Source organism: Psychrobacter nivimaris (assembly GCF_904846365.1).
Taxonomy (GTDB): domain Bacteria; phylum Pseudomonadota; class Gammaproteobacteria; order Pseudomonadales; family Moraxellaceae; genus Psychrobacter; species Psychrobacter nivimaris_B.
The window spans coordinates 119,358-132,474 of the sequence record NZ_CAJHAL010000006.1; the positions used below are offsets into that span (position 1 = coordinate 119,358).

Here is a 13,117-nt window from a genome sequence, read left to right on the forward strand (position 1 = left end):
CTCTTTACAGATAGATAAACCAAAAAAGCATAGGCTATAAAAGTGCTAATACTACTAAAATAATAGAACGGTACTGGTAGATTACCTTACCCTAAAAATCCGAGTGCTACAATAAAGGACTGAACAAGCGCACGACATTATCAAACAAGCGTTTTGATCCGTGACGCTGTTGCCACTCATCACTATCCAAGATTCGACAGTTTTCTAAATAGACTTCCTGACAGTCCGCTACTTGGGCGACCATTTCTGGCGTATAAATCGCCAAACTGACTTCCATATTTAAATAAAAGCTGCGCATATCAATATTGACGGTGCCAAATAAACAGTAGTCATCATCGATAACCACTGTTTTTGCGTGTAGCAAACCACCTCTAAACAATGCGATCGTTACCCCTGCATCCAACAATTCTTGATAATAAGCCTGAGAAGCATGCTGTACCAAAAATGAATCCACCTTTTCAGGAACAATAATCGTCACATCAACGCCGCGCTTAGCCGCTATCGTCAGCGCACCCGATAGGGACTCATCAGGGACAAAATAAGGTGTGGTAATGCGAATGCGCTTATTGGCACGATGAATCACAGAAACTAACGTATTGTAAATCACATGAGCCGTTAGCTGCGGTGCTGAAGGTATTAGCTGCGCCAAGACTTTGTCCACGACAGGCATCTTTGGTACGACAATCGAGGTGGCGCCTATATCTGGCTGCTCATGATCATCAATCGTATCCGCCAATACCTTCACGCGGCTATTTAGATCATTGATGGTCGGATGCATCACATATAACTTACGGGTATAGTTATTAACCCGCTGATGCAGCTCAGCAAGATTGTCATTACTTTCAGCACCAATATCGGTAACAATTACCTTGGCCATCGCTGTATTGATACTAATTGAGTGCTGGCTAGTCGTTCGTAGCGCCACATCAATCCATTGACCGACATTTTTATTTTGCTTAAAAAACCTTGGATCAACCAGATTGAAGCTGCCGATATAGCCAATATGTTCATCGATAACCACCATTTTACGATGATTGCGCAAATCAGAACGTTTAAATAGTGTCTTAAACAACCCTACTGGCAATGACTGATGGACATAAACCCCTGCTTTTTCTAATTTACGGTGCACACTGCTATTAACAAAGCTAAAGCTGCCCACACTATCAGCCAATATATGACACTCTACGCCGCGCTGAGCCGCTACGGATAGCGCTTCTATGACTTCTAACACCTGTCCTTTTGGATAGACAATATAAAATTCCATGAGGACAATACGCTGGGCGGCATGGATATCTTCAATCAAACGCTGAAAAATCGAAGCAGGATCCGTCAACAGCTGCATTTGATGATTGGGAAATACACCAAACCCAGTCCAGCGCGTTCCTATTTGGCTAACACCGCGGTAGTTGGTTGGTAATAAGTCTTGCCCTTTATCAAAAATCAGATGCTCACGCCTTGCCATATCGTTCATCAAGATGCTGGCTTGATCTACGCGTTCACGATAGCGCCGTCCAATCATCGGCTCACCGAGCAGGATGTACGCCACAAAACCAAATACTGGCAACGTGTAAAGCACCGCAACCCAAGCAATAGACACACCAATATTGCGCTGCACAGAAACCACTCGCAGCGTCATTACTATCATAAGTACAATATGCAGCACCAGACCTAGACCCGCTAAGTCTCCCCAGGTCCAGCTAGTAAAAGTATCTTTAATAGTAAAAGTGTTTATATTGGCCTCCATCAACCGTGTTCAACAAATAAAGCATCCATAGTATAGTAGCTTTTCACCGCCAAACAACAAATAATGATAATAAGTGTGTTTTTAGAAATGCTATATAACACATGGCTTTGAGTGCTATTTTTGATAGATTACAAGTGCGATTTATAATTATTTTCTAAAAACATTAAAATAATATTTGACACCCAACAGTAAATCTATATAATACACACCCACAGCAACGGAGCTTAGTGACAAACTTAAGAGCTCAGTTGATGTTGAATAAATTGCATAGCAATTGTTCGAAGGGTGATTAGCTCAGTTGGTAGAGCGTCTGCCTTACACGCAGAATGTCGGCGGTTCGAATCCGTCATCACCCACCACTTCTTAGCAAGTGGCTAAACAAGCTAAGAGACCTAAGCAGCGGTAGTTCAGTTGGTTAGAATACCGGCCTGTCACGCCGGGGGTCGCGGGTTCGAGTCCCGTCCGCTGCGCCATATTTAAAACGAATTTAAACTTTCGAGTTTAAGCAAGTTTCGCCTCAAGCATTAAATTGTTTGGGGTTTTTTTGTGTCTGTATATTTTGCTTAGACATTGTTTATATAGCTACTGCGCCAGCTAACACGTCTTAACTCGCGTACAAATGTTCCAGTGCTATGGACGTTGACTTATTCGGCTCACACTAGCGATTAACGCTACCATCACTACCCCCATGATAATCAAAATACCAGACATCATATGCGCCGCCTCATAGTTAAGGGCCTCTACTTGCTCATATATCGCAATCGATACTACCTTGGTCTCACCTGAGATGCTGCCGCCTATCATCAGTACAACCCCAAACTCTCCAATGGTATGAGCAAAGCTTACCAAACTACCCAAAATAATACCCACCCGCGCTTGCGGTAAGGCTACTTTCATAAACCGTCGCATACGACTGGGCTCTAAAAGATGAGCGACTTCCGTGACACTTTGCGGAATACGCAAAAACTGTGCATAGACAGGCTGTATATAAAAAGGCAATGAGTAAATAATAGAACCAATGACCAGACCTTCAAAGGTAAAAATCAACGGGCTAATATTATACTCGCTCAACCATTTACCGATACCCACACTAGGACTGAGCAGTAACAATAGATAAAAACCAATCACGGTAGGTGGTAGCACCAGAGGCATCGCAATGATGCCCATGAGCAGTACCTTAAGACGTCCTATTGCTTTTATACGGCTCGGCTTAGCCAACCAGTAAGCGATAGGCGTTGCAAATAGCAATAGACATAAGGTAGTCACGCAAGCGAGCTTTATGCTCACCCAAAATGGACTGAGCATATCTGACATAAGAGACTGGTCGATCATATAATGTCACTGCTCGTTCTATGATGAGAGGGGTTAGTCTAACGTATTACTGGACGGCCAGATAGCCTGCTTGTAAGAAGTGCTGCTGCCCTGCTTTTGAGCGCAGGTAGTCGGTGAAGTCTGCTGCTTGGTCAGTGTTATTAACGATTATCCCATCTTGTAAGATAGCTGGATAAGACGCTGGCAGCAAAGTGATAAACTGCTCAGGCTTGGCTTTAATCGCAACAAGCTGAGACTGTGCCACAAACCCATAGTCCACACTACCCGTATGCGCATATTGAAATGCCTGACCGATATTCTCTGACTGTATTAAGCTTTTTTGAGCATTTAACTTACTATACATGTCTTGTGATTGCAGATAGGCTTTTGCAGAGGCACCATAAGGAGCAAGGTCAGGGTTCGCAATAGCTACCTTGCTGTCCTGAGTAAAGTCAGCACTGGTAAACACATTACCCAACGACCTTGGCGTAAAATCGTTTAAAGGTTTGCTGACACTATAGAGTGCTAATTGACCTCTGGTATACGTAAAAGGCTTAGTTAGTTTACGCTCTTTACTAGTAACATCAGCTGAATTTTCATCAGCCAATTTAGCAGGGAACGCTTGATTGGCAGACAAGAATATATCATATGGTGCCCCTGCTTTGATTTGCGCATATAACTTACCAGAAGAGGCATAAGTAACTTCAATATCTGAGATACTTGAAACATTTTGGGCAGATGAGCTGTTATCAGCCTGATAGCTATCAATAATATGAGGTAGTACATCAGATAAGTTAGCAGCCGCGGCAATACGCAATGTGTGAGATTGCTCAGTAGTATCAGTAAGCGCCATATTGGCGTCTTTGTCTTGCGTACAAGCATTTAGTGACAATAGCAGACAAGCAGATACACAGACAGCAACTAATGACTTAACCATTATTACTAAGCCATTTAGACGAGTCGTCTTCGTAGTATTCTTGCTTCCACACAGGAATGTCTGCTTTGATGGTATCTAATATCCAGCGACACGCATCAAATGCTGGATAACGGTGCGCTGACACTACCCCAACCCACACAGCCACATCGCCAATTTCTAGCGCACCGATACGATGTATCGCAATAGCATGCGTAATTTCAAAACGCTTTTTGGCTTCTTCTATAATGGCGCGACCTTGATTGATTGCCAAATCCTCATAACCATAATAGGTAAGACGATCAACGCTCGTAGCGTTATTATGGTTGCGCACGCGCCCTTCAAAGCAAACAAACGCGCCGCAGCTGTCATTATCTAGCGTACTTTTTAGTCTATCTTCATCAATCGCAATATCTAGTAGCGCAAAACCATCACGCTCAGCGATAAGGTAAGCCTCGTCAGCACTACGTTTGATGCTCATTGAATGATCGTGGACGTTGTCGGTCATTTTTCTTCTCTATTTATTATTTTTTCTTTGTAGCCACTGAATAGCTACTGACACTGAACAGCCACTGATAAAATGGACACTAATAAACGCTTACCTAACCACCAGCCACTGGCGTGATGAAAACCACGCTATCACCATCATTTATCTGATCAGTCCATTTAGCAAAGTAGTCATTTACTGCAACACGTAGCTCCGACTGCGAACGGCTAAAACGATGCTTTTGACTAAGCTGTTCGTATAGTTCAGTCAATGACGTATCTTGCTGTACGCTTACTGTCTCTTGCTGACAGTTGGCCTCGTCAGCCAAACTGGCGAAATACATGACATTAATATTCATCGTTGATTCGATATTAGTTGTCATATCGATAGCACTCATAAACCTCTCCCTCTTATGCAAGCTTCCTTGCTTGGCACTTAGCACATTTTTATTAATTGATTAATTGATTGACGACGCACTCTGCAATGTTGTCACTTTAAGCATGACTGTAATCAGACTTGCCACCTGTCTTTTTAACCAGATGAATGCCATCTATAACGATGTCATGCGATAGTGCTTTGGTCATATCGTAGATAGTTAAACAGGCAACGCTGACCGCTGTTAGCGCTTCCATCTCAACCCCTGTTTTGTGCGTGACCTTGACCATCGCACTGACCGTGATGCTGCTAAGCGCGTCGTTATACTCAAAGCTTAAGCCTATCTTGTCTAGCGGTAGTGGATGACAAAGCGGTATAAGATCATGAGTGCGTTTGGCCGCCATGATACCAGCGATGTGAGCTGTTTGCGTGATGCTTCCTTTTTTGGTCATGCCATCAGCCGCTTTAATCTGCGCATAAATCTCACTGGGAAAGCGTACCTGACCAGTAGCATTGGCTTTTCGCGTCGTTGCTGTCTTACCACTGACATCGACCATGGTAATATCACCATCACTATCTAAGTGAGATAAAGTAGATTGCTGATTTATCTGAACGCTGTCACTCATTTATATAACCTTTCTTATGTGATATTTTTATTATTTTGGTAGAGCAGCACATGCCTGCTTAAAATCTTCAAGCGTATTGAAGTTAGTCAGATTTTGCCACTCTTTGCTAAATGGTACAGCTTGCACCAATGGCTGAATAAACTGCATTACTCTACGCTGTCCGCTATCTATATAGTTTTTCAAATCACGCTCAATGCTCAACTGATACAGCCCTAATAATGGATATAAGTGACTATCATCTTTTAAGCAAATTACTTTTTTGTCAGCAGCAAGGCTCATTTCACATTGTAATTTTTGCCACAAGTCAGTTGCTGGTATTAAGCTATCGCAGCTAATAACCAGTAACCATAATGCTTGTACGTTTTTTGATACGCCTAAATCATTCAAATCGCTCAATGTTTGTAAGGCTGATTCAATAGCGACCAAAGCGCCGCCAGTTTTAATCTGCTCATCATGCTCACTAGAGTCAAGATCAGCACCATAATCAGTAATATGAATAACAGGCACATTGAGGCTTTCTAAATGGACATCTAAACCAGTTTGAAAGTCGCGACCATTATCTGCAATCAATATAGGAACTTGTAACTTACTCGCATGGCGAACATGATAATCTAACAGCTGCTCACCTGACGGTAGTGTCAGCATAGCCTTAGCCGTTCCCATACGTCTAGAGGCTCCGCCTGCCAAGATAACCCCACCTGCCAAACCATCCAGATTATTTGAGCGATCTGTCATTGTGCCATTACCTATCAGTTTTGATTTAATATCAATCTTGGCTCAATTATTTACAACTCAATCATGGCTAGGATTTTGTGCCAAAAAATGCGGCACAAAATTGCACGGACGAGTACGGCTATCAAACTGATCTCTTAAGATATTTTCCCAACCAGTACGGCAAGCACCAGAAGAACCTGGTAGACAGAATATACCCGTACCATTGGCCATGCCAGCAACTGCTCGCGATTGTACGGTAGACATACCGATTTCATCTTTTGAGATTAAACGGAACATTTCACCAAAACCATCGATTGATTTATCAAACAGCACCCTCACAGCTTCTGGCATGCTATCTCTGATGAAGAACCCTGTGCCGCCAGTGGTGATAACCGCATGAACGTCTGGACTAGCAATCCAACCACTGATGACTGCGCGAATCTGGTAAATATCGTCGGTGATTAGTTGGCGATCTGCCAAATGATGCCCTGCTTCAGTCAAGCTATCTACTAAGTACTGACCTGATGTATCTTCTGCCAGCGTACGGCTATCAGAAACGGTCAATACAGCAATATTAAGCGGTGTAAATTGTGCAGCAGGCTTACTCATAAATAATCCTTTATAGATTTCATTTTATAATTGTATTAAAGATCTGTTGTATCGAAAAAAGCTATATTGAAAAACGATTGCGTTGGAAAACAATCTCTATCAGCGTCATGATTGCAGACTCAAAATGTTTTATCCGCCGATTATCGATAGATTGTGCATGATGCCACTGTTAGAGTTATGGAGATGATGATGCTCAGGCTTGATTGGCATAAAGCTATGTAAAGTGTTCACCAGTCCTTGGATATCGTCTTGCTGTAAGTATGGACGGATATCGTAGTTGCCTTGATCAAACAGACACAAATGCACTTTGCCTTGGCTGCTTACGCGCAAGCGGTTACAGGTATCACAGAAGTGCGCCGCATATGGGGCAATCATACCGATACGACCGATATACTCAGGGTGGCTGTACTCTACTGCTGGGCCATCAGAACTACCGCGCTCGTGCGGCTGCCAGCCATTTTCTAACAAGTAATCGGTGATAATATCAGACTGAGCATGCTGAGCAAAAAACAAATCGCTATTATCACTGGTCTGCATAAATTCAATAAAGCGATAGGTCACTTGTCTGTCTCTGACATAGTCGATCGCCGTGATTAAGTTCTCAAAAGCAGTCTCCGCCATCAAGACACTATTTATTTTCAGTTTGATATCAGTCGTTTCTAACAATATATCCATGTCAGCCAATATCTGCGGCAAGGTATCAAAGCCTGTCATTTTATGAAAAGTAGCGGCATCAAAGCTGTCCATACTGATATTGAGTTGGTCAAGTCCAGCCGCTTGCCAGCTGGCTATATGTTTACCCAATTTATAACCGTTACTGGTCATCGCGACCGTCTCAATACCGTCAGTCTGCTTAATCGTTTCGATAATTTCGACAACATCACGACGAATAGAAGGCTCACCACCTGTAATTCTAACTTTTTTGGTACCTACTTGAGCAAAGCCGCGCACCAAGGTGGCAATTTCAGAAATACTCAGCTCATCATCAGGGCGCTTACCTTGATAACCATTTGGCAGGCAATACTCACAGCGAAAATTACAAAAGTCAGTAATAGATAGACGCAGATATGTCAGACGCCGTGCAAACCCATCGGTTAGCGGCTGGTGATAGTCACTCATCTGTTCAACGGGCACGACCAAGGAAGGCTCTATGTAGCCATCAGATAATGCCGGTGCCAAGCTCGGTGAATACAGTTGCGGACTGTCTATTTTGTGTTTGTCATCTATGTTGTCATCAATCATATGTTACTGCCATCAGTACTGCTTATTATAAGCACTACTTTGTTATTCGTGTTTAGCATACCAGTGTAAGGTCATGGGATTGCTCTCTAACTTTGTGCGACCACCCTACAATAAATTGGCAAACGATGAATTAGCGATGTAGCCAAGGAAACGGTTGTACAACGACGTCATTACCAGCTGCTACGTTCCCACTATCTTTATCCAACACAATGAAGCAATTAGCGCGGCTCAGCTGTTTGATTCTATGTGACTGCTGTCTTGAAAAGCACTCAACTTGATAATTACCTGTCTCATCTCGTGACAGTACGCCACGCTGAAAGTCTTTGCGGCCGGGAGATTTTCTGATATCACTGATGAGTTTGGCTTTAATAGTTAGCGGCATTGGCTGCTCTGATACGCTAGCACCTGACATTTGCCACAATGCAGGAATCACAAACTGTAGCGTCCCCACAACCGTAGAGAGTGGATTGCCCGGTAGGCCAAAATACAATACTGGCTTATCGAGATTTTTATTTAACTCGCCAAATACAAAAGGCTTACCAGGCTTCATCGCCACTTTGTAATGGTTAATCTGACCTAGCGTTTCGATCACAGTGGTCAAAAAATCATAGTCACCAACAGAGACACCTGCTGTCGATATCAGTACATCACAGTCCTGCATGGCCTCATTGACTGCGATAGTTGTCTGCTCTAGGTTGTCAGGAATAATGCCATAATCACGAATAATGATGGGCAAATCTGATAGCAAGCTTTTGAGCGTTGGAGTATTAGAATTATATATTTGGGCTAGACTTTGTAGCTCATTGCCAATAGCCACGAGCTCATCACCTGTTGCCAACACGCCTACAACGAGCGGTTGGAACACGTTCACTTGGCTAATACCAAGGTTAGCCAGTAAGCTAATATCTGCAGGATTAAGGCGTTTACCGATCTTTAAAACGGATTCGCCAGACTCAATCTCTTCGCCTTGTGAGCGGATGTTGTTGTCAACTTTGGCGGTTTGTGTGAGCGTGATGTTATAAGGTCGAGATTTATCAACGGTCGCTTTGATATCTGCAAAGTTTGTATTCTCTTGCATAATGACCGTATCACAACAATCTGGCACGACTGCACCAGTAAAAATACGTATCCCTTGCCCCGCCGCTGTCTCACCAGTATAAGCACTGCCAGCTTGCGACTCACCAACGATTTCGATAGTACTGCTTTCTGATAACTGACTACCTTTGGCAATCGCATAACCATCCATTGCAGATAGATTCTGTCTCGGCACATCAAAGGGCGAAGCAATATCTTGAGCCAGTATATGGTTTAGGCTGCCCAGCAACTCTAGAGTGTTAACGGCTCTTTTTTGTAGTGGAAAATCAGTAATATGATAAGTATCTATCCGTTGCTGTATCGCAGCTTGTAATTCTTCCATGGTAATCATAAGGTCACGCTCTTTCTGTCGTTCTAATTATTTATAATCAAAATTGTGATTTAAAATAGTCGTTGAAAACTGTTACTAAACACTCTGAGTCAAAGTCATCGTTAAAAAACACATTATCTAGAGTCTATCATTCAAAGTATCAACTTTCTTGTATTAACCTTGTCCTGATAAGTTTTGAATAAAGCCAGATTACACTGGTCTTAATTTTTGATACTTATTGCATGGTCCATTATGTTAAAGGTGTCAGCAAAATCAGACATAGATTGAGACAAAAAAAGCACCTTGGCAAGGTGCTTTTTGTAGAACAAAGTAAATTATCGTTTGATGACTAGTGGCTAATTAATAATGGCTAAATACGATTAAAAATAGCCACTTTTATACAATGTATAAACACCGTCAGTTTACCTCACCATCCAGCCAATGAAGACGCACTGTTTTGAGTAATGAATCCGTCTGGCGTTTGGCCGTTATCTGCTTGCCAACGCTGGAATGCCATACGAGTATTCGTGCCCACGATACCATCAGCGCCTTTGGTATCGTAACCCATACTAGTCAAACGACGTTGTAGGTTAGTCACTTGCGTGGTCGATAATGGACGTTCATAACGAGGCCAAGATTTTTGCAAACCGCTTTGTCCATTAATCGTTTTGCCTAGTAGACTAACGCCCAACGCATAGCTTGATGAGTTGTTATAGACTTTAATCACATCAAAGTTTGGGCTCAGCAATAATACGGGACCGTCTTTGCCAGCGGGCAACCATAGCTCCATCTGAGTATTGGCATCTAAGTAAACGTCCGCTATCGTATCGACGCCCATCGCAGCCCATCTAGCGGCAGGTTGTTTACTACCAACCACTGAGTAATCAAACGATGCTGGCACCGTTGCCTCATAAAACGGTGCTAAGCCACGAACCCAACCTGAATTGCTAAGATAGTTGGCAGTCGAGGCTAGTGCATCACCAGTGGCCCATGGATTGCGATGCCCATTGCCATCACCATCAACCCCTTGTTTGAGCCAAGTCTCAGGGATAAACTGGGTTTGTCCCATACCGCCTGCCCAAGAACCATCCAGCTGTGACCATGATACGTCACCACGTTGTAGCAAGGTCGCTAACGATAGCAACTGCGTTTCAGCGAACTCTTGACGACGACCATCATAAGCAAGACTAGCAAGCGAACTTGGCAAATCACTATTGCCGGTTACAGCGCCATACGATGACTCCATGCCCCATATCGCAGCGATAATCTCTGCATTAACCCCATACTGAGACTCTAGCTGGGAGAGATAAGCACGCTGCTCAGCAAATTTGCGTTTACCTACACTGACGCGTCCACTTGATACCGCAGAATCTACGTATTCCCATGGCATCTTAGAAAACTCGGGCTGACCTGAATCTAATGAGATGACTTGCTGATTTAGATAAGCAGAATCGAGCAATCGACCAATCACTTGGGCATCATAGCCTGACGATATGGCACGCATAGAAAAGTCTGACTTCCAATCAGAAAAGCTACTGTAGCTAGGCTTGGGCGCAGGCTGCGGTTTTACGACTGGCGCAGGTGTTGGTTTAACCTGAACGGTTTGAGTTTGAGTAATCTCAACGCCGCCTTGACGAACAGGCTTACTTTGCATTGCCTGCTGGCTTGTACACCCGACCATCACTAATGCTGGCATAAGGGTGAGGTATTGCTTTTTTAATCTCATAAAAAATCTCAAACATGAATAAATAAAATGGCTCACAGTGGCCAAGCTATCCGTAGCTATTATTTAAGTCTAACGCCCAAGTACGCTACGTGGGTCAATAGGATTACCATTTAAGCGAACTTGAAACTCTAAGCCTACCTCATTGGTCTGACCACTGCTACCCATACTAGCAATACGTTGGCCACGCTGTACTGTATCGCCCTCTTGCACCAACAACTGGCTATTGTGCGCGTAGGCTGTGATGTAGTTATCACTATGACGAATCATAATTAGATTGCCATACTCTGGCAGACCGTTGCCTGAGTAAAGCACAGTTCCTGATTGGCTGGCAAGTACTGGATCACCAACTTTGCCCGCAAACCACATTCCCATATTGCCCGTAGCAGGGTCAATATTACGAGTCACTGGGTTACGCGTAGGATAATCATAACCAGAGGTCGAGTTGGCAGTGGCCTCATAAGCTGGTGTTTGAGATTGGGTCACAGGTGGCGTATAAGTTGGTTGCGTTTGAACTGGAGCACTGTAGCTATTGTTACTTGCAGTGGTTGCCACATTGCCTTGCCATAGTTTGAGCCATTGGCCACTATAGATGGTGTATTTACTATCTAGATTGTTCATCGCTCCGATTTGGCGGTAGTTCAGACGATAGCGCGCTGCAATCTGGCTGACCGTATCGCCGCGTTGTACACGGTGATAGTTAGGGACGCCTTGCGCGTTAGTAATAATCTTAGGACCTGCTTGGTTTGCTGATTGATAGGTAGGCTTCGTTGCACAGCCGACGACAGATAGAGTAGCGACTGCCATAGTACCAATCAACGCGGCTTTAACAAGGTGCGATCCAGCTATGATTTTTTTCATACAAGGTTCCTATTCTTTGTGTTGCTCATTCATTGTTTAATCATTCAAAAGCTCTTAATGCCATATAAGAGTCTTCTGATATTCTCATAACACGTCAGTGTTTAATAAGCCGGTATGGACTATATCTTATAGAATTTATAGCGCGAGTGTTGATAATCTCTCCAGCGCTGCCGTTGGCGTATGATGTAGGCGTACTGGTGATAAACTGACATACCCTGCCGCTACAGCCTGATAATCTGTCATCACATCCTGCTTTGCTTGTATCGCATCGATTGACGTCTCTGATGGTCGCTCATTTTTACCTTTTCGTAGAGACAACCAATACGCATCTCGACCGCGTGGGTCTATCATATGGCGTACTGGCTGAGCAGCCTGCTTATGGCCTAGCGAGGTTATTTTTCGACCCTTGATATCATCGGCATGCTGCACATCAGGAATATTAACGTTTAATACATGATAGGGCAAACTTTTGAGCATCTCTAAAACCGAAGTTTCAGTAAGCAGCTTGACGATTTCATGTGCAGCCACTTGATAATCACTGGCTGATTCTTGCCCGCCGTTTTTGACACCCCCGCCTACCAAAGACGTTGCTATAGCAGGGATACCAGATAGTTGCGCGGTCAATGCAGCACCGAACGTACCAGAGAACATCACATCTTGTCCCAAGTTAGCCCCTGAGTTGATACCTGTAATCACGCAGTCAAAGTCACTACCACGATACAATTCATGCAGTGCCAAGTAAACACAGTCAGCTGGTGAGCCACTTACCGCTACAAATCCAGAAGGCAGCTGATGCGTATGCAGTGGTCTTGAAACACTTAATGCACTGGCATAACCGCTTTGTTCATCGTTCGGGGCGACGACGACAACTTCACCGATAGTCGATAATGCTTGAGATAGTGCCAATAATCCTGGCGCATATACACCGTCATCATTACTAATTAAAAATCTCATTTCTACTCAGTATGTGGTTAATATTTGGGGCTGTAGTAGATAAGCACTATGTTAGACTACTTTTATGAAGATAACCCGTTGTAAAATAAGTAAAAAAGTACAGCGAAGGCTGTTAGAGTTTTTCACAGCTGAAGTGACTGCTAGAACAGCCGC

At 43.6% G+C, this 13,117-nt stretch carries 13 protein-coding genes, 2 tRNA genes and 1 pseudogene; 3 read left to right on the plus strand and 13 right to left on the minus strand.

The features are described 5' to 3' along the window. Window positions 1-106 precede the first annotated feature (106 nt). Window positions 107-1,744, minus strand: coding sequence for a cardiolipin synthase (locus JMX63_RS04535; protein WP_201571233.1), 1,638 nt, complete (start codon window positions 1,742-1,744; stop codon window positions 107-109). Between the two features lie 283 nt (window positions 1,745-2,027). Between JMX63_RS04535 and JMX63_RS04540 the strand changes: the two genes are divergently transcribed. Next, window positions 2,028-2,103: transfer RNA gene (locus JMX63_RS04540), tRNA-Val, on the plus strand. Between the two features lie 37 nt (window positions 2,104-2,140). Continuing rightward, window positions 2,141-2,217, plus strand: a tRNA-Asp gene (locus JMX63_RS04545). A 157-nt stretch (window positions 2,218-2,374) separates the two neighbouring features. Here JMX63_RS04545 and modB read toward each other — a convergent pair. The 12 genes from modB to surE form a co-directional block, all read right to left on the minus strand. Beyond that, window positions 2,375-3,076: a molybdate ABC transporter permease subunit gene (gene modB, locus JMX63_RS04550; protein WP_201571237.1), complete on the minus strand. Its 702-nt coding sequence runs from the start codon at window positions 3,074-3,076 to the stop codon at window positions 2,375-2,377. A 46-nt stretch (window positions 3,077-3,122) separates the two neighbouring features. Further along, window positions 3,123-3,992, minus strand: coding sequence for a molybdate ABC transporter substrate-binding protein (modA, locus tag JMX63_RS04555; RefSeq protein WP_201571238.1), 870 nt, complete (start codon window positions 3,990-3,992; stop codon window positions 3,123-3,125). Continuing rightward, entirely contained in the window at window positions 3,985-4,476 is a 492-nt protein-coding gene (locus JMX63_RS04560) for a molybdenum cofactor biosynthesis protein MoaE (RefSeq protein WP_201571239.1), read from the minus strand. Before JMX63_RS04560 ends, modA begins: the two co-directional genes overlap by 8 nt. Window positions 4,477-4,570: 94 nt before the next feature. Further along, window positions 4,571-4,852, minus strand: coding sequence for a MoaD/ThiS family protein (locus tag JMX63_RS04565; protein ID WP_201571240.1), 282 nt, complete (start codon window positions 4,850-4,852; stop codon window positions 4,571-4,573). Window positions 4,853-4,949: 97 nt separating this feature from the next. Next, complete coding sequence (moaC, locus tag JMX63_RS04570) at window positions 4,950-5,456, minus strand: cyclic pyranopterin monophosphate synthase MoaC (RefSeq protein WP_201555889.1); 507 nt, start codon at window positions 5,454-5,456, stop codon at window positions 4,950-4,952. Window positions 5,457-5,486: 30 nt separating this feature from the next. Next, window positions 5,487-6,191 carry a molybdenum cofactor guanylyltransferase gene (gene mobA / locus JMX63_RS04575; protein ID WP_201555891.1) on the minus strand — a complete coding sequence of 235 codons (705 nt, stop codon included), beginning with the start codon at window positions 6,189-6,191 and terminating at the stop codon, window positions 5,487-5,489. Window positions 6,192-6,248: 57 nt separating this feature from the next. After that, window positions 6,249-6,779 carry a molybdenum cofactor biosynthesis protein B gene (moaB, locus tag JMX63_RS04580; RefSeq protein WP_179798683.1) on the minus strand — a complete coding sequence of 177 codons (531 nt, stop codon included), beginning with the start codon at window positions 6,777-6,779 and terminating at the stop codon, window positions 6,249-6,251. 129 nt (window positions 6,780-6,908) lie between these two features. Further along, entirely contained in the window at window positions 6,909-8,021 is a 1,113-nt protein-coding gene (gene moaA / locus JMX63_RS04585) for a GTP 3',8-cyclase MoaA (protein WP_201571241.1), read from the minus strand. A 130-nt stretch (window positions 8,022-8,151) separates the two neighbouring features. Next, complete coding sequence (locus JMX63_RS04590) at window positions 8,152-9,447, minus strand: molybdopterin molybdotransferase MoeA (protein WP_201571242.1); 1,296 nt, start codon at window positions 9,445-9,447, stop codon at window positions 8,152-8,154. Window positions 9,448-9,853: 406 nt separating this feature from the next. Next, window positions 9,854-11,152, minus strand: a complete 1,299-nt coding sequence (locus JMX63_RS04595; RefSeq protein ID WP_101206205.1) for a lytic murein transglycosylase — start codon at window positions 11,150-11,152, stop codon at window positions 9,854-9,856. Between the two features lie 69 nt (window positions 11,153-11,221). After that, complete coding sequence (locus JMX63_RS04600; RefSeq protein ID WP_102092022.1) at window positions 11,222-12,010, minus strand: LysM peptidoglycan-binding domain-containing M23 family metallopeptidase; 789 nt, start codon at window positions 12,008-12,010, stop codon at window positions 11,222-11,224. Window positions 12,011-12,145: 135 nt separating this feature from the next. Further along, window positions 12,146-12,964: a 5'/3'-nucleotidase SurE gene (gene surE / locus JMX63_RS04605; RefSeq protein ID WP_201571245.1), complete on the minus strand. Its 819-nt coding sequence runs from the start codon at window positions 12,962-12,964 to the stop codon at window positions 12,146-12,148. A gap of 64 nt (window positions 12,965-13,028) precedes the next feature. On the opposite strand from surE, the pseudogene JMX63_RS04610 reads away from it, so the two are divergent. Continuing rightward, a pseudogene (locus JMX63_RS04610) lies at window positions 13,029-13,117 on the plus strand (IS1595 family transposase); the annotation flags it as partial.

Excerpts from the sequence above, each read along its gene's own strand:
- JMX63_RS04535 (WP_201571233.1), bottom strand. The coding sequence starts at position 1,744 with ATGGAGGCCAATATAAACACTTTTACTATTAAAGATACTTTTACTAGC.
- modB (WP_201571237.1), bottom strand. The coding sequence starts at position 3,076 with ATGATCGACCAGTCTCTTATGTCAGATATGCTCAGTCCATTTTGGGTG.
- modA (WP_201571238.1), bottom strand. The coding sequence starts at position 3,992 with ATGGTTAAGTCATTAGTTGCTGTCTGTGTATCTGCTTGTCTGCTATTG.
- JMX63_RS04560 (WP_201571239.1), bottom strand. The coding sequence starts at position 4,476 with ATGACCGACAACGTCCACGATCATTCAATGAGCATCAAACGTAGTGCT.
- JMX63_RS04565 (WP_201571240.1), bottom strand. The coding sequence starts at position 4,852 with ATGAGTGCTATCGATATGACAACTAATATCGAATCAACGATGAATATT.
- moaC (WP_201555889.1), bottom strand. The coding sequence starts at position 5,456 with ATGAGTGACAGCGTTCAGATAAATCAGCAATCTACTTTATCTCACTTA.
- mobA (WP_201555891.1), bottom strand. The coding sequence starts at position 6,191 with ATGACAGATCGCTCAAATAATCTGGATGGTTTGGCAGGTGGGGTTATC.
- moaB (WP_179798683.1), bottom strand. The coding sequence starts at position 6,779 with ATGAGTAAGCCTGCTGCACAATTTACACCGCTTAATATTGCTGTATTG.
- moaA (WP_201571241.1), bottom strand. The coding sequence starts at position 8,021 with ATGATTGATGACAACATAGATGACAAACACAAAATAGACAGTCCGCAA.
- JMX63_RS04590 (WP_201571242.1), bottom strand. The coding sequence starts at position 9,447 with ATGATTACCATGGAAGAATTACAAGCTGCGATACAGCAACGGATAGAT.
- JMX63_RS04595 (WP_101206205.1), bottom strand. The coding sequence starts at position 11,152 with ATGAGATTAAAAAAGCAATACCTCACCCTTATGCCAGCATTAGTGATG.
- JMX63_RS04600 (WP_102092022.1), bottom strand. The coding sequence starts at position 12,010 with ATGAAAAAAATCATAGCTGGATCGCACCTTGTTAAAGCCGCGTTGATT.
- surE (WP_201571245.1), bottom strand. The coding sequence starts at position 12,964 with ATGAGATTTTTAATTAGTAATGATGACGGTGTATATGCGCCAGGATTA.